The following is a 15,655-nucleotide window of genomic DNA, read 5'->3' as shown; positions in this document are numbered from 1 at the left end:
GTGCATCACGGCTTTGCAAAGCTGCAAACTAAGCTGAGGTAAGCCTTACTCAGGGTTTCCGAGCATTCGCCTGGGCGAGTTGATCGGGAGTGAAGCGCTCCACAATGCTAAGGGGTAGCTGGTCATCCTGGAGTTGCTCGATGTAGCGGGCGCTGAGAAACGGGCGGTAGGTATCGTCCTGATTCAGATAGGTTTGGAAAAAGGCGAGGCTAACGGTGCGGAGATAGTAATGGGCGATCGCCGGATCGGGTCCCACGACTTCCGGCGGCAGGTTAACCGCTACATTGTCTTCTGCGGGTACATCGATCGCGGAAAAGTGGGTCGCGTTTTGCAGCAGCAGCAGATAGCGATGAGGCGTGGTCAGCCAGGTAAAGGGCGTAATTTGCTCCGGCAGCGCAGGGGTGACCGTATCGGCTCCGCTGGAAACGATCAGCGTGGGCACATCTAGCGCCGCATAGCCTTCTTCCCCAAACAGGCTGCTGCCCAGGGTGTTGATGGCGATAATGGCTTTTACCCTGGGGTCACGCAGGTTGTTGGAATCCAGCACCCAGTTTTGCAGGCGGCATTGAAGCAGCAGCGACAGGTTCAGGGTTTCATCAAGCCTGCATTCCTGGTTTAGCCGACTGAGATCAATCGGGGTGCCCGCAATGGCAAAGGCTGTGTAGCCACCGAGCGACTGTCCAACTACGCCTACTTGATCGGTATCGATCAAGTTCTTGAACCGGGGGTCACGCTCTAGCGTGTTGAGCAGACAGGTAATGTCCTGGGGGCGCTGGACAAATTCAGCGGGTTCAGTTTCGTTGCGAACAATCCCGTCAATCAGGTCTTCCAGGCGTTTGGTGTTGCTGCCGGGATGTTCTGGCACCGCAACCGCAAAGCCATAGGACGCAAGATGTTGAGCAATGTAGCTGAAGGTGAGACGATTGGAGCCTAGCCCGTGGGAGATGACCACCAGCGGCATGGCATTGGGCGGCTGATTTTGGCGATCTGCGACAGGCAGGTAGAGATCGACCTCCAGCGGGCGATTGCCAAAGCGTCGTCCTGTATAAACCAGGCTATGATCCGCAGGGGAATACAGACTAGCGGGGGTACTTAAACAGCCGCGAAACTGTTCCTGCGTGAGGGTCTGAAGCGAAACCGTGTAGCGGCCGGGACGCACCGGATTGATCTGGGACGTGGAAACCACTGGCTCTAGGCGGGCATTGTCTTCGGAAATCAGGGCGATCGCATCAATGGCCTGCTTGGTCTGGTTCACCAGCCGCTCGATGGACGAAATAATAGAAAACGCGCGGGTCAGGTCAATGCGCATCGTGTCTACTGGAAAATGCTCCAGCACGTTGAGCGGCGTTAGACCGTTTTCTCCATCGGCCGCCGCCAGCACCAGGGCCGACCGCAGTGCCCGCTTGCCCGACAGGTTCGACCCGGTGCGAACGACTTCGCCCAGCCGTTGTAGCAACAGTTCGCCCTGGTCGGAATAGAGAAACTGGGACACGGCCCAGGGGGTCAGGTTTAGCTCCAGCCGGTTTTTGAGGAGTTGTTCGAGCTGTTGGAGTTGTTCTTCTGTGGCATAGTGCCGGGCATAAACCCGCAGATTTTCAGTATAGCGCCCTTCTTCGGCATAAATCCGCAGGGCGCGGACGGAAATTGAGCGCTCAAACGGACCCAGCGACACCAGCACTCGCTCGGCTGCGCGGAGGGGCGGGGCGACGAGCGCTAGGGGCAGAGCAAAGGCGGATGCAAGCAGGGCCCGCCGCCAGCGTTTATTGCTGCAAATGCGATGTCTGGGGTGGCATTGTGGCGATCGCCCGACCCTTAGCCCGCGTGCGCCTTTCTGATTCTGAGCTAGCAGATGTGCTGGCAAAAATTGTGGCGATCGCCCAACCCTCAGCCCGCGTGCGCCGCTATTGCCAACCTGCTGGCCAGCCACGCCCGCAATCCATCGGCGCAGGCAGCGTCGAACGGACAGGGCAGACGAAAACAAACCAGGAGGCACGGGCATTGATTCAGGAGTTGGCGTAGGTCGGCTTTGGAAAAACGCTCAGGGCGACGCTCCCTCTGAATTTGACAGTAATTTGAGGAGATCCGCCTCTGACAATTGGGTGATTTTTAGAGCGATCGCCTTTTCCAATTTTGACCCCGCGTCTTCACCCACGACCACGAAATCAGTCTTCTTGCTAACGGAACTCGTCACCTTGCCGCCTGCTGCTTTAATCCGTTCAGCGGCTTCATCCCGTTTCAGCGTGGGCAGGGTTCCCGTCAGCACAAAGGTTTTGCCTGCCAGCGTTTGGGGTTTGTCAGATGCAGGTTGCGCCTCGCCTGCCAGGGTCAACCCTGCCGCCCGCAGCCGCTCCACGAGCGCTTGGTTGGCAGGTACGCGGAACCACTGATAGACCGACCGGGCGATTTCCGGGCCAATGCCGTAGACAGCGGCAATGTCCGATTCTTCAGCCGCAGCCAGGGCTTCGACGGTTGGAAAGGCTTCGGCCAGCGTTTGTGCGTTGACTGCGCCGACGTGCCGGATACCCAGCCCAAATAAGACGCGCCACCAGGGTTGGGTTTTGGATTGGGCGATCGCCCTAACTAGATTTTCAGCGGATTTTTTGCCCATCCGGTCAATGCCGATCAGTTGCTCTGCCGTCAGGTCATACAGGTCGGCAACGCTGTTCAGCAAGCCGCGATCGCCCAACTGCTGCACCCACTTCTCGCCCAGTCCGTTGATATCGAGCGCCTGCCGCGAGGCCCAATGCACCAGGGAACCGCGCACGATCGCCGGACAGGATGAATTCACGCAGCGGGTGACGGCCTCCTCTTCCGGGCGCACCAAGGGCTGCCCGCACACGGGGCAATGGGTCGGCAGTTGAAACGGTTCTGCCCCGGCGGGTCTCAGTTCCGGCAGCACGCGCACCACTTCGGGAATGATTTCGCCCGCCTTTCGCACAATCACCGTATCGCCCACGCGCACATCCAGCGCCGCGATGAAGTCGGCATTATGCAGCGTCGCCCGCGAAACAGTCGTGCCTGCAAGCTGCACTGGGGCCAGTTCTGCAACAGGCGTGACCGCGCCCGTCCGCCCCACCTGCACGGAAATGCCCTGCACGACGGTCGGCGCTTCTTCGGCGGGATACTTGAGGGCGATCGCCCAGCGCGGAAACTTTTGGGTAAAGCCCAGCCGTTCCTGCAACGCCAGCCCGTTCAGCTTGATCACCAGCCCGTCAGTGAGGTAGGGCAGGTCAAACCGGGCCCGCTCCCAGTGGTCGGCAAACTGGCGCACCTCCTCCAAGGATTCGCACAGCTTGCGGTTCGGATTCACCCGAAAGCCGAGCGTTTGCAGCAAATCCAGCGCTTCCCACTGAGACGAAGGCTTAGGAAAATCCCCGTCTCCTGCAAGATGCAGCGTGTAGGCAAAAAAGTCGAGCCGCCGCCGCGCCACAATCCGCGAATCGAGCTGGCGCAGGGTTCCCGCCGCCGCGTTGCGCGGGTTGGCAAACAGGGCCTCGCCCGCCTCCTCGCGCTCTTGGTTAATCTGCTGAAACACGTCCAGCGGCAAAAACGCCTCGCCCCGCACCTCCACCACGGGCGGCAGGTGTTCGCCCTTCAGCCGCAGCGGAATCGAGCGAATCGTCCGCACGTTGGGCGTAATGTCTTCCCCCGTTACGCCATCGCCCCGCGTCGCCCCGCGCACCAGCAGCCCGTTTTCGTAGGTCAGCGCCAGGGCGGAGCCGTCAATTTTTAGCTCGCAAACATAGGCCGAGTCGGGCAGCGCGGGCTGAGCCTCGGCAACGGTCGCGTAATAGCGTCGCCAGCGCGTGTCCCAAGTGGCAACTTCTGCCAGGTTGAAGGCGTTTTCCAGGCTGTAGAGCGGAATATTGTGGCGGATGGAGGTGAATTGGCTGGAGGGGCGATCGCCCACGCGCTGGGTGGGACTGTCGGGCGAAATCAGCGTCGGGTCTGCGGCTTCCAGATCCTGAAGCTCTCGATAAAGCTGGTCATACACCGCATCGGGCAGCGTTGGCGCATCCAGCACGTAATATTCGTAGCTGGCCTGGTTCAGCAGGTTCCGCAGTTCGGCGGCCCGCTGCGCTGGCGTGGGGGCTTGGGGAGAAGCAGTTGCAGAATTGGGAGGTTTGGCTGCCACGGTCGGTCTGGGTTAAAAGCGCAGGTTGATGATTCGCTTCTCGATTTTAGAGTCAGCCTTGCGCCTTTGGGATAGCCGGGATACCCGTTGCACAGACATACATGTTCAGAGCGCTTTTAAGCTGGGAGCCATAGACAAGTTGACTTGTAGGGTGCTGTTAGGCGTAGCCGTAACGCACCGCCCCGCAAGGCTTTGATGCGATGAGGCAAGTAATTAACTTGACGCGAAGTTGTCAGGGATTTCATCCACAGACTGGACATTTAAGACTTGCATAAGCGTCTTCCACTGTTGCGGAGTAAGCTTTGCCTCTGTCTCTCCAGATATCCAACGCTGATAGGTTCGTAGCGGAATACCGCAGTGAACAGCAAATTCAGCCTGCGACAAATTCGTGCGCTGAATCCTGAGTTTTTCAATTGGGGAGTCACTGTCTTGCGGTCGCTTATCTTTACTCATCCATTCAAATTTCACACGCCATATTGACACACGCCTAATTGGCACGTCACAATGGCGTTCATGTTTAACGGCAGAGAACAGCCCAAAGTTGCAGCGGGCTGTCCTGCCTCAGTGTCTCATTTCTCCTAACAAAAATACTATGAGCTATTACGACCAGCTTCATCCGTGGGTGGTCTATCGTCTGCTGCCCAATTGTCAAACGATTGCCGTGGCTCGGTTTCGGCGGCGCAACGATGCAGAGATGTATCTAGTTGCGGTGCGGCACTTGGTGCAGAATGCGCAGTGGGCGATCGCTTTTGATCCACCACCTATGCCAACGGCAGGGGCAAAGCGGCGATCGCCAAATTTTTTGGACGCTTCTGCCAAAGGGAAAGAACGCCAGCGCAATTGAATTCTCCATATACGTTTATGAACGATCGCCGCTACACAGTCCATTTCTGATTTATCCTTTAGCCTTTGATCCGTGTGATTCCGTAGATTTTGATCTTTCGATCTGTTGAGTTGATCTGTTGAGTTGTTTCCGCATCAAGCAGGGGTTAAATATGGCTGAGTGGCACGAAATTCCGGGTGGCGTAACTGCGCCGAAGGGCTATCGGGCAGCGGGCATTGCCGCAGGGCTAAAGCCGTCAGGTGCGCCGGATCTGGCGCTGATTTATTCAGAAGTGGAGGCGATCGCCGCTGGAGTGTTTACCACCAGCCAGGTGAAGGCAGCCTGCGTAGACTATTGCCGTCAGCGGCTAGAGGCAAAGGCGACGGCGCGGGCTATTCTGTGCAATGCGGGTCAGGCGAATGCAGCCACGGGTTCTCAGGGCTGGGAGGATGCCCTGGAAAGTGCCCAGCTTTTGGCGACAGCGCTGAATATTCCAGTCGAGCAAGTGCTGGTGGCTTCGACGGGAGTCATTGGGCAGCGCATCCGCATGGAGCAGCTACGGTCGGGCATTCCCAATCTGGTGGCCGCCGCCACGCCCGACGGCTCCGATGCCGCTGCCAAAGCCATCATTACCACCGACCTAGTGACCAAGAGCGTGGCGCTGGAAACGACGCTGGACGGTCGCCCGGTGCGAATTGGCGGCATTTGCAAGGGATCTGGCATGATCCACCCCAACATGGCGACGATGCTGGCCTTTGTCACCTGCGACGCGACCGTTTCGCCCCATCTCTGGCAGCAAATGCTAAGCCGCGCCGCCGATAAAAGCTTTAACCAGATCACGGTAGACGGCGATACTAGCACCAACGACACGCTGCTGGCGCTGGCCAACGGCGAATCCCGCACACCCGCGATCACCGAGCCGGGCCCCGATGCCGAGCGGCTAGAGGGAATGCTGACGGAGGTGTGTATGCGGATGGCCAAGGCGATCGCCCGCGATGGCGAAGGCGCAACCTGCCTGCTGGAAATTCGAGTCAGCGGCGCACCAGACGACGCAGCCGCCCGCCAGGTAGCCCGCACGATTGCCGGGTCGTCCCTGTTCAAATCGGCAGTGTTTGGGCGCGACCCAAACTGGGGTCGCATCGCCGCCGCCGCTGGGCGAGCCGGGGTGCCCTTCGACCAGGGCGAACTCCAAGTCAAGCTGGGCGACTTTTTGCTGATGGATCACGGACAGCCGCTGCCCTTCGATCGCCCCGCCGCCAGCAACTACATGAAGCAAGCCGCTGCTGGGGAATACCTGAAAACCGACACGGTGCTGGTATCCGTCAGCATTGGCAGTGGCCCTGGAATGGGCATGGCCTGGGGCTGCGACCTCAGCTACGACTATGTGAAGATCAACGCAGAATATACGACCTAGAAGGGCGGTTCCGATGGATGGACTGACGCTGCGGGCGATCGCCGCCGACACAATTAGCTACGCCATCGGCTCGATTCGCAGCAATCGGGCGCTGGTGCAGTCGGTGCAGGCCTCGCTGAACCGGATTGGGCACCCGGTTGGAACTGCCACAGGCGACTGGAACCCCCATACGGAGGCGGCCTACCGCGCCTTCGCTGCCCAACACCAGCTGCCCCCCGACGAGCTATCGCCCCGGTTGGCCAGCCTGCTGCTGAGCCTGCCCACGGTTCACACCCCGCCCGCACCCGCGCCCAGTCCGGCCCCGATCGCCCAACCTGCCCCAAATCCAACGCCCGCGACCAGTCCGGCTCCCGCCGCCCGCCCCGCGCCGATCGCCCAATCCGCCCCTACCTCTACCCCTGCCTCGCGCCCCACGCCGATCGCCCAACCCGCGCCCAACCCAACCCCTGCACCGATCGCCCAGCCTGCGCCCAGCCCTATCCCTGCCTCGCGCCTCGTGCCGATTGCCCAACCCGCGCCCAATCCAACCCCTGCGCCAATCGCCCAGCCTGCACCCCAACCCGTCCTTCGTCCTGCGCCCAGCCCTGTGCTGACGGAAGCACAAGTTTTTCAGGAGGCGCTGCGGTTTACGCTGCGGTGGGAAGGGGGCTATGTGAACCATCCAGCCGATTGCGGCGGCGAGACGAATTTTGGCATCACCACTGCCACCTATCGCGCCTATCGCCAGAGCAGAGGGCTGCCAGTGCAGAGTGTGCGGCTGATTACGGAAGACGAAGTGCGGGACATTTATGAGCAGCTTTACTGGCAGCCCGCGCAATGTAGCATGATGCAGCGGCCACTGGCGATCGCCCATTTCGACACGGCGGTTAATTTTGGCGTGGGCGGCGCGACGATGTTTTTGCAAGAAATCTTGGGCTTGCGGGTGGATCGCGTCTTTGGCCCCGTTACCCAGCAGGCGACTGCCCAGGCATCCCATCTAGATCTCGCCCAGCGGCTTTGCCAGGCCCGCACGGACTATCGCTATCGCCGCGTCACCCGCGACCCGTCCCAGCGCGTGTTTCTGCAAGGCTGGCTGGATCGGGACAACGACCTGCTGAGGTATATTCAGCCCCAGAAGCAGCCCTAAAATCACAGGCTACCGTGTACACACATCTCGATTTTTGCGTAAGGCTTTGAAAGATCCCCCTAAATCCCCCTTGATAAGGGGGACTTCCGATCCAGTTTTCCCTGCTTCGAGCCACGCCGGGTTCGGCTCCCCCTGCTTCAAGGGGTCAGGGGGGACACAGCATCGCCGATGAGTATAGACTTGTGTTTACGCTGTAGAGAATCACAGGGGAAGCGGCAATGCTATAACCAGGATGTTCACGCCGTTTGCTCTGAATCCTCCAAATCTATGGCCAACCCGCCCAACGCTGCCCCGCTGCCCGTTAGCCATCCCGACAGTCCCCACACCTGGAGCGACTATTACGACCTGATGGCGGGTCGTCCGCCGCGAGAAACGCTGCTGCGATCGCTCAGTTTGTTTGATGCGGAGGCGAAAGAGGCTAGAGTTGAACGCTTTGTAGGGTATGCGGTGGATTTGGGCTGCGGCGAAGGGCGCGACACGGTGGAACTGGTGCGGCGGGGCTGGCGCGTGCTGGCGGTAGATGGGGAACCGGAGGCGATCGCCCGCTTGCAGTCGCGCCCAGACCTCCAGGCAGCGCTTGCCGAACTTCGCCTGGAAACTCACGTACAGCGGTTTGAGCAGCTTATCTTACCTGCTGATCTAGACTTGATTAACGCCAGCTTTTGCCTGCCCTTCTGCCCACCGGATCAGTTTCCTGCCCTCTGGCAAACGCTAACCCACGCGCTGCGACCTGGCGGGCGGATGTGTGGGCAGCTATTTGGCGATCGCGACTCCTGGGCCGCCTACGACCACATGACCCACCTCACGCGGCCGCAGGCGGAAGCGCTGCTCCAGTCCTTCACCATCGAGCAATTCGAGGAAGAGGCGCATCCAGGAACCACAGCGCTGGGCGAAGCAAAGTTCTGGCACATTTTTCACTGGGTCATCCGCAAGTGAAGCCTGAAGCAGAACAGCGGCTCCACTGCTGGGTTCCCAACCTGTTCGAGTTTCAGGGCGGCATCCAGCGCTATTTGCAAGACCTGCTGCGGGCGATCGCCAGCCAGCCCTATTGCCACACGATCGTCTTCAACAAGCGCGATCGGGCGGGAAATGGCGACCTGGATAAGTTATCCAATCTTACTTTTCGCTATTTTGGAGCGCTGCCCGATGCAGCGAAAACACCAGGGTTTGCCGCAAGCCTAATGACGGCGGCGCTGGGCGATCGCCCCGATCTGATTCTCTGTGGCCACCTGCACTTCGCGCCCGTGGCGCTGATGCTGCGGCGACTGGCGGGCATCCCCTACTGGATTTTTACCTACGGCATTGATGCGTGGAACGTGCAAAATCCGCTGCAAAAAGCCGCCCTGCACGCTGCTGACCGGATTGTTTCCATCAGCGGCTACACGCGCGATCGCCTGCTCAGAGAACAGCAGCTTGACCCCGCCAGGGTTGCCCTTTTGCCCTGCACGATCGACGCGCAGCGATTTCGCCCCGCGCCCAAGCCCGATTACCTACTCCAGCGCTACGGGTTGCAGCCAGATCAGCCCGTCGTGCTGACGGTGGCGCGGCTGGTGGGCGGCGATCGCCACAAGGGGTACGAAGCTGTCCTGTCTGCGCTGCCCCTCGTTCGCCGGGTGCTGCCGCAGGTGCATTATGTGCTGGTGGGCAAAGGCGGCGATCGCCCCCGCATCGAGGCGCGAATTGCAGAACTGGGGCTGCAAGATTGCGTCACGCTGGCGGGGTTTGTGCCCGATGCCGAACTTTGCGACCACTACAACCTGTGCGACGTATTTGCCATGCCCAGCCAGGGCGAGGGCTTTGGGATTGTGTATTTGGAGGCGATCGCCTGCGGCAAACCCGCCCTAGGCGGCAACCAAGACGGCGCAACCGATGCGCTGGCCCAGGGAGAACTGGGGGCGCTGGTAGACCCAACAGATCACGAGGCGATCGCCCGCACCCTGATCCAGATCTTGCAGGGCGCTTACCCCAACCCGCTGCTCTACCAGCCCGCCGAACTAAGGCGAAGGGCGATCGCCCGCTACGGCCGCGACACCTTCAACCAAACGCTCAACCAACTCCTGACCCAGGCCTCCTGACCCCAGACTCCTGCCCCTTTCCACGCCGCTTTACCCCGTTTTCAACAGCGACGCACCAGCCGGACGCGGCGGCAGGGGTTGAGTAACTCGACGGAAAAAGGCGCTGTGGGGCAGCACCCGCCGCACCTCTTCGACCGTGGTGATGCCCTGCGTCACCTTTTGAATCGCAGCCACACGGAACGACTCAAACTGGCTCTCTGCCAGATAGCGGCGCAGTTGGGTCAGGTTGCCTTCGTAGATAATCTGCCGCACAGTGTCGTCTACGTTCAGTAGCTCGATCACCGCCTCGCGTCCCAAATAGCCCGACTGGAAACACTGGACACAGCCGCGCCCTTTTCGCCAGCCCTGGAGGTTGGCCTCGTCGGGGCGCAGGCCCAGCAGCTTCAGGTCAGCAGGCGTAGGCGTGTGGGGTTCGGCGCAGTGGGGACAGACCTTGCGGACGAGGCGCTGAGCCACGATGCCCAGCAGCGCGTCGCTGATCAGGCCAGGGTCGGGGCCGATGTCCTGCAGGCGGGGAATCGCGCCGATGGCATCGTTGGTGTGCAGCGTGGTGAGAACCAAGTGGCCGGTGAGGGCGGAGCGGACGGCGGTTTCTGCCGTTTCGCTGTCGCGGATTTCGCCCACCATGATGATGTCGGGGTCTTGCCGCAGGATGGCCCGCAGGCCGGCGGCGAAGGTCATGCCTGCGGCCTCATGCACCTGGGTTTGCGTGATGCCGGGGAGGACGTATTCCACCGGGTCTTCGACGGTAACGATGTTGACGGATTCGGTGGCGATCGCCAGCAGACTCGTATACAGCGTGCTGGTTTTGCCCGATCCAGTAGGGCCCGTGAAGATGACCAACCCCTGCGGCTCCCGCAGCCAGCTTTCGTAAATCTCCCGTGCGGTGTCCGAAAAGCCCAAATCGGCAATGGTCTGGAAGGTGTTTTGCTGGCGCAAGAGCCGCAGCACCGCCTTTTCGCTGGGTTCTGTTTTTACCCCGCTGATGCAGGGCAGCGTGCTGACGCGCAGATCCAGCCCTTCTTCCTGCTGTCCAGCCATGTATTTTTCGCTGATGCGCCCGTCCTGGGGGCGGCGGCTCTCGGCAATGTCCATTTCGCACATTACCTTGAGAGCGACGATGACCTTGCGGCTGATGTCGGGCGGCAGCGTGGTGACGTGTCGCAAAATGCCATCAATGCGAAAGCGCACCGCTAGCCCGTCGGCAGAGGGTTCTAGGTGGATGTCGCTGGCGCGGTTGCGGAGGGCGCTGGCGATCAGCGTGCGGATGCGCTCGATCTGGTTGTTGACATGCGACAGATGCAGTTCGGCGACTTCGGTCAGATCTTCGGTGTCCGATTGCCCGGCCGCCAGATGAATCGCGCCCGATTTGCTCATGCGCTTGGCAGTGAGGGCTTGCAGGCGATACCACTGGCGATAGCTCTTTTCGGCGATGGGGATGATTTCGATGCTGGCATTGAGGCGATCGCCCATTTGCTGCACCACTTCCGGCATTGGCGCGATGGGGCTACCCAGGTAGTAGCAATTGCGCCAGAGCAGCAGTGGCACGACGGGCGGGGCCTGCGTGCAATCGCCAAACCCTCGCCAAAAGCGCGTACTCACTTCCGGGTCGAGCAGCCGCAAATTTACGATTCCCTGTCGATTGACCAGCAGACCAAGCGCCTGCTCACAGGTGATTTGCTGCTGCTTGAGCTGTTGCCAGACCGATTGGCTATTTTGCATGGGCGCTTTCACCTTGTTGAGATTGGTTGAGATTGCAGTTGAGGTTGCAGTAGAAATTGCAAGCTGTGACTGTTGATTCACCAGATGCGCTTGAACCAGATGCGCTTGAATTTGTGTGCCCTACGCCAAAGTACGCATCAGAGAACCGCACAGATTTCTTTTTGGCTCAGGCGTGAAAAAATGTAACGGGAACTGCAAGCTTCATACAGCTTTCACAATCGAAAACAGAATTTTTTGTAAAGAAATACTTTGACGGCTCAAAGAACGAGCGCCCAATCCCTTTTCCCTTCAACGCTCCAGCCAAACGCCTCCAACATCCAAACCCCAAAATCTAAATAGGACTTATGCAGTTGGACGATTTCTCGCGGGCTGCGCCCGCGAGAAATCGTCCAAAACCCAGAAGACTTATCGCAAGTGCGTAAGTCCTGCCAAAATCCAACACCCAAAATCCAGCACCCAAAATCCAAAACCCAAAATCCAAAACCTCCATCGGCTTTCCCCCCTCCTCAGTAGGGCTATCCCTAATGCAAAATCAGCCCTTTCAGCCCATAAACGCGCCAGGATGGATCTGTTGGGTAGAGAACTGCGGGATTTGCGTCTGCCCGATGATGACGTTGCGTTTGGTTGGGAAAAGCCATGACAAATTCATTAAAAGAGCGCATTCAGGAAGATTTGCAAAAGGCCAAGTCTGAGGGCGGCCTGCGGGCAGAGCGGATTCGGGAGATTGTGAAGGCTGCGGTTTCAGAAGCAGCGGCAGAAGTGTCTCAAGGGACAGGCGAACTGAAGGCGATCGCCAAAGATGCTTTGACAGCGGTGTTTGCCGTGGTGCGCGATCGCGCGACGACCCGCACCGAAGAGATGGCGGCCTCGGTGGAAGGCGTGGTAGAAGGCATTGGCGAATTTCACCGAGAGGCGATCGCCCAGGCCCAAACCCAGATCGACGACCTCCAGCAAACACTGGATCAAACCGATCGCCAGTTTGAAGAGGAAGTCACCGTGGCCCTGGCAACCGTTGATCTGCCAGAGGCCGAAGCCACCACCAAAACCCCCTTCAAGGTGCTAATTGATCTGGTTGTAAACGCAGTGAAGGAGCGAGAAGTGTTTGATATTTTTCAGCAGCGCTATAACCATCTGAAGCAGCAGCTTGCAGAACTAGATAGTCGTCTGCAAGAGCGCTATGGCGATCGCTACGAAGAAGTGAAGCGTCAGCTTGAAACGGCGCAAACCTGGTATGCCAACGCCAAAACCAAAGGCGAAACCCTAGGCAACGAGGCAAAACACTTCAAGCAAGTGGAACTGGAAGAAAAAGCCGCTGACTTGGGCACAACTATCGCGCAGAAAGAAGCCGAAATTAAAGCCCAACTGCAGCAAATCGTGAACAGCGCCCTGCGCTAATCGCTGAGCCGACTGATTCTCTGACACCCTCAAGGCCCCCGTTTCTGACAGAAGCGTGGGGCCTTGTATTGACAACGGTTTTGATCCAGTATTGTTAACCTAGCTCACGTCGCGCTTCGCATAAGCCAAAGGTCAGAAAGAACGTGTCTTGTTCAAAACATCGTGCATTTCCGGCGCTTTTGTTTATTCCCCAGCGCTTCAATCCAGCGGTGCTAATGGCGATGCGAGCGGCATTACCGCTCTTGTTTCGGCTCCGTGTTCGTCCGTGGCTGCCGACGGGAATTTCCCATGTCGAGGTTGTGAACGCCAAAGAACTGGCGTTGCTTTATCAGCGGTTTCAGGCGGGTGAAGTTCGATTCATCTTGGCATTCCGCCATCCAGAAGTAGACGATCCGTTTTCTATGCTGTATCTGCTGTCCAGCGGTGTCCCCAAAGCGGCGCGAGAGCATGACATTCCGCTGCGATCGCCCGTGCATTCCCACTTCATCTACGACCGGGGCATGACCATCTGGGCGGGCGACTGGCTGGGCTGGCTGTTTTCGCGGCTGGGCGGTATCCCGATTCACCGGGGCAAGCGGCTGGATCGCACAGGTCTGCGGGCGGCGCGGGAGCTATTGCTCAACGGACAGTTTCCCTTGGCGATCGCCCCCGAAGGCGCAACCAACGGGCATAGCGAAGTCGTCAGCCCGCTAGAACCCGGCGTGGCGCAGTTGGGCTTTTGGTGTGCGGAGGATTTGCGAAAGAAGGGGCGATCGGAACAGGTCTACATCGTGCCGATTGGCATTCGCTATACCTACCCGCAGCCCATCTGGCCAAAGCTCGATCGGCTGCTCAGTCGGCTAGAGCAGGACACGGGCTTGCCGCCGCTGGTGCAGGACGAAACACCAACGGAGGACGTTCGCTATCGGCGCGTGCTGCGGCTGGCGGATCACTTGCTGACGGAAATGGAGGGATTCTATCATCGCTTCTATCCGCAGTATCTAACGCCTGAAGCCGATTCCAAGCCAGAACTAGACGAGAGCGCAAATCAACACCTGATACGGCGGCTGGAGACGCTGCTGGATGCCGCCCTCCGCGCTGCCGAAGCGCATTTTCGGCTGGAGGCGCAGGGCACGATTATCGACCGCTGTCGTCGGCTAGAGGAAGCAGGCTGGAACGCGATTTATCGAGAAGACCTGCCCGCAGATTTCGCGGCTCTGTCCCCATTCCAGCGCGGACTGGCTGATTGGGGCGCGGAGGAAGCCGAAATTCGCCTGCGGCACATGCGCCTGGTGGAAAGCTTTGTGGCAGTGACGGCCGACTATCTCCAGGAACAGCCCACGGCGGAGCGCTTTGCCGAAATGGCGCTGCTGATGTTTGACCTGGTGGCGCGGATCAAGGGCGACGACATGCCTGCCCGTCCGCGTTTGGGCTGGCGACAGAGCCGCGTGACGGTGGGAACGCCGATTTGTGTGAGCGATCGCCATTCGGACTATCAGCGGGATCACACCTCAGCAAAGCGGGCCGTTGCGGAACTCACGCAAGATCTGCAAGCGGCGCTGGAGCAATTAATTTAGTCAATTTGGTCAATCGACTCAGGTCAATCAACTCAGGTCAATCAACTCAGATAGTCAATCTCAGATAGTCAATCGACTCAGATCATGCCGCGAAATAGCCCCTGCGGCCGCACCAGCAGCACCAGAATCATCACCATCAGCGCCACACCCAGCTTATACTCCGAGGGCAAAACGTAGGTGCTAAGTTCCTGCGCGATGCCGATGATATAAGCCCCGGCGATCGCCCCGTAGGGATTGCCAATGCCGCCCAAAATCACCGAGGCAAACATCGGCATAATCAAAAACCAGCCCATGTTTGGCCGCACAGCCGTAATCAGCCCAAACATGCCCCCGGCGATCGCCGTCAGCCCCGCCGCCAGCACCCACGTCCAAATCACCACCCAATCGACGTTGATGCCGGATACCCGCGCCAGGTCGGTGTTGTCAGCAACGGCCCGCATGGCTTTGCCAATTTTGGTATGTTGCAGCAGGTAGTGCAGAGCGGCGATCGCCAAAATCGCCAGCCCCACCACAATCAGCCGCGTCGGCGCAATCCGCACGCCAAACACATCCAGCGCCGTCGCCACGGGCAGGTCATAGCGCTGGTTTTCGGGGCCCCACAGCAGCGTAATGCCGTTTCGCAAAAACAGCGCCAGCCCGATGGAAATAATAATCAGCGTGGTAGACGAGGCGCGGCGATCGCGCATGGGCGACCACAGCAGCTTTTCGCACAGCAACGCCACCCCAATCGTCAGCACCGCCCCAATCAAGATCGACAGCCAGATATTCACGCCATTGAGATTGGCTGTCAGCGTCAGATAGGCACCCAGCGTCATCAGGTCACCGTGGGCAAAGTTTGCCAGCCGCAAAATGCCGTAGGTCAGCGTCAGCCCCACCGCCGCCAGCGCAATGACGCTGCCCACCGCCACGCCATTTACCAAAAGCTGCACCAGTTGCTGATCCATTTTTGCTAGCCTTTTTTTCGTTAAGCTTGAGCGGTTACTGAGCAGTGGGTTCAAAAAAGCGGCAGCCCTGACACGGCCCGTCGGGATTTACTGCACAGCGCACCAGTTCAGAATGGGCGCTATAGGCACAGTTGGCATTGCCCAACACCCAGCGCCCCTGAAACCAGCTTCGTTCTTCGGGTCGGGGAGCCGCCTGCACGTATAGCGCGATCTTGTGCAGCCGATATTTGCCCCGCTTGTATTGATAGCAGTGGTGGCGCTCCAGAACAGCGTAGGTTTCTCCCTCAACATCGAGATAGGTTCCCGGCTGTGGGTTCCAGTCCAGCTTCAGACTGCCGATGGTCTGGCGCGGGTGGCTGAGAATAACCTCAGTGGGTAGAGACTCTTGCTCCATTGACCGTATTGCACTTTACACAGTTTGCAGGTTACGTGAGATGGTATCGCATTTATACCCATCTCCCCCGG

Annotated in this window: 14 protein-coding genes; 8 read left to right on the top strand and 6 right to left on the bottom strand. The window is 59.3% G+C overall.

Going from position 1 to position 15,655, the window contains the following annotated elements; translation table 11 throughout:
• Nucleotides 1-49: 49 nt before the first annotated feature.
• Nucleotides 50-1,672 carry an alpha/beta hydrolase gene (locus tag HPC62_RS04515; RefSeq protein ID WP_172353944.1) on the bottom strand — a complete coding sequence of 541 codons (1,623 nt, stop codon included), beginning with the start codon at nt 1,670-1,672 and terminating at the stop codon, nt 50-52.
• Here HPC62_RS04515 and HPC62_RS04510 point away from each other — a divergent pair.
• Nucleotides 1,645-2,019, top strand: a complete 375-nt coding sequence (locus HPC62_RS04510) for a hypothetical protein (RefSeq protein WP_172353943.1) — start codon at nt 1,645-1,647, stop codon at nt 2,017-2,019. The two genes, HPC62_RS04515 and HPC62_RS04510, sit on opposite strands and share 28 nt — an antisense overlap.
• 19 nt (nt 2,020-2,038) lie before the next feature.
• Here HPC62_RS04510 and ligA read toward each other — a convergent pair whose 3' ends face one another.
• Together ligA and HPC62_RS04500 are read right to left on the bottom strand one after the other, a co-directional pair.
• A complete protein-coding gene (ligA, locus tag HPC62_RS04505; RefSeq protein ID WP_172353942.1) occupies nt 2,039-4,135 on the bottom strand; it encodes an NAD-dependent DNA ligase LigA in 2,097 nt (698 codons plus the stop codon).
• 213 nt (nt 4,136-4,348) lie between these two features.
• Complete coding sequence (locus tag HPC62_RS04500; RefSeq protein ID WP_172353941.1) at nt 4,349-4,588, bottom strand: helix-turn-helix domain-containing protein; 240 nt, start codon at nt 4,586-4,588, stop codon at nt 4,349-4,351.
• 139 nt (nt 4,589-4,727) lie between these two features.
• Between HPC62_RS04500 and HPC62_RS04495 the strand changes: the two genes are divergently transcribed.
• From HPC62_RS04495 to HPC62_RS04475, 5 genes are all read left to right on the top strand, one after another.
• Nucleotides 4,728-4,979, top strand: a complete 252-nt coding sequence (locus HPC62_RS04495) for a hypothetical protein (RefSeq protein WP_172353188.1) — start codon at nt 4,728-4,730, stop codon at nt 4,977-4,979.
• A gap of 151 nt (nt 4,980-5,130) precedes the next feature.
• Complete coding sequence (gene argJ / locus HPC62_RS04490; RefSeq protein WP_172353940.1) at nt 5,131-6,372, top strand: bifunctional ornithine acetyltransferase/N-acetylglutamate synthase; 1,242 nt, start codon at nt 5,131-5,133, stop codon at nt 6,370-6,372.
• 13 nt (nt 6,373-6,385) lie between these two features.
• Nucleotides 6,386-7,498 (top strand): glycosyl hydrolase 108 family protein, encoded by a 1,113-nt coding sequence (locus HPC62_RS23830; RefSeq protein ID WP_172353939.1) that lies wholly within the window; start codon nt 6,386-6,388, stop codon nt 7,496-7,498.
• 267 nt (nt 7,499-7,765) lie between these two features.
• Entirely contained in the window at nt 7,766-8,434 is a 669-nt protein-coding gene (locus tag HPC62_RS04480; RefSeq protein WP_172353938.1) for a class I SAM-dependent methyltransferase, read from the top strand.
• Nucleotides 8,431-9,573: a glycosyltransferase gene (locus tag HPC62_RS04475; protein ID WP_172353937.1), complete on the top strand. Its 1,143-nt coding sequence runs from the start codon at nt 8,431-8,433 to the stop codon at nt 9,571-9,573. Before HPC62_RS04480 ends, HPC62_RS04475 begins: the two co-directional genes overlap by 4 nt.
• Nucleotides 9,574-9,603: 30 nt before the next feature.
• On the opposite strand, the gene HPC62_RS04470 is transcribed toward HPC62_RS04475, so the two are convergent.
• Nucleotides 9,604-11,295, bottom strand: coding sequence for a GspE/PulE family protein (locus HPC62_RS04470; RefSeq protein WP_172353936.1), 1,692 nt, complete (start codon nt 11,293-11,295; stop codon nt 9,604-9,606).
• Nucleotides 11,296-11,931: 636 nt separating this feature from the next.
• Between HPC62_RS04470 and HPC62_RS04465 the strand changes: the two genes are divergently transcribed.
• A complete protein-coding gene (locus tag HPC62_RS04465) occupies nt 11,932-12,690 on the top strand; it encodes a histidine kinase (RefSeq protein WP_172353935.1) in 759 nt (252 codons plus the stop codon).
• A 143-nt stretch (nt 12,691-12,833) separates the two neighbouring features.
• Nucleotides 12,834-14,246, top strand: a complete 1,413-nt coding sequence (locus HPC62_RS04460; RefSeq protein ID WP_228721702.1) for a lysophospholipid acyltransferase family protein — start codon at nt 12,834-12,836, stop codon at nt 14,244-14,246.
• Nucleotides 14,247-14,323: 77 nt separating this feature from the next.
• Here the strand turns inward: HPC62_RS04460 and HPC62_RS04455 are convergent, their stop codons facing one another.
• Nucleotides 14,324-15,190 carry a branched-chain amino acid ABC transporter permease gene (locus tag HPC62_RS04455; protein ID WP_172353934.1) on the bottom strand — a complete coding sequence of 289 codons (867 nt, stop codon included), beginning with the start codon at nt 15,188-15,190 and terminating at the stop codon, nt 14,324-14,326.
• A 34-nt stretch (nt 15,191-15,224) separates the two neighbouring features.
• Nucleotides 15,225-15,584, bottom strand: coding sequence for a DUF6464 family protein (locus HPC62_RS04450; RefSeq protein WP_172353933.1), 360 nt, complete (start codon nt 15,582-15,584; stop codon nt 15,225-15,227).
• Nucleotides 15,585-15,655 lie beyond the last annotated feature (71 nt).

The organism is Thermoleptolyngbya sichuanensis A183, assembly GCF_013177315.1.
Taxonomy (GTDB): domain Bacteria; phylum Cyanobacteriota; class Cyanobacteriia; order Elainellales; family Elainellaceae; genus Thermoleptolyngbya; species Thermoleptolyngbya sichuanensis.
This window is presented reverse-complemented; position numbering and strand designations above follow the sequence as displayed.

Excerpts from the sequence above, each read along its gene's own strand:
- HPC62_RS04470 (WP_172353936.1), bottom strand. The coding sequence starts at position 11,295 with ATGCAAAATAGCCAATCGGTCTGGCAACAGCTCAAGCAGCAGCAAATC.
- HPC62_RS23830 (WP_172353939.1), top strand. The coding sequence starts at position 6,386 with ATGGATGGACTGACGCTGCGGGCGATCGCCGCCGACACAATTAGCTAC.
- HPC62_RS04500 (WP_172353941.1), bottom strand. The coding sequence starts at position 4,588 with ATGAGTAAAGATAAGCGACCGCAAGACAGTGACTCCCCAATTGAAAAA.
- argJ (WP_172353940.1), top strand. The coding sequence starts at position 5,131 with ATGGCTGAGTGGCACGAAATTCCGGGTGGCGTAACTGCGCCGAAGGGC.
- HPC62_RS04465 (WP_172353935.1), top strand. The coding sequence starts at position 11,932 with ATGACAAATTCATTAAAAGAGCGCATTCAGGAAGATTTGCAAAAGGCC.
- HPC62_RS04480 (WP_172353938.1), top strand. The coding sequence starts at position 7,766 with ATGGCCAACCCGCCCAACGCTGCCCCGCTGCCCGTTAGCCATCCCGAC.
- HPC62_RS04455 (WP_172353934.1), bottom strand. The coding sequence starts at position 15,190 with ATGGATCAGCAACTGGTGCAGCTTTTGGTAAATGGCGTGGCGGTGGGC.
- HPC62_RS04495 (WP_172353188.1), top strand. The coding sequence starts at position 4,728 with ATGAGCTATTACGACCAGCTTCATCCGTGGGTGGTCTATCGTCTGCTG.
- HPC62_RS04450 (WP_172353933.1), bottom strand. The coding sequence starts at position 15,584 with ATGGAGCAAGAGTCTCTACCCACTGAGGTTATTCTCAGCCACCCGCGC.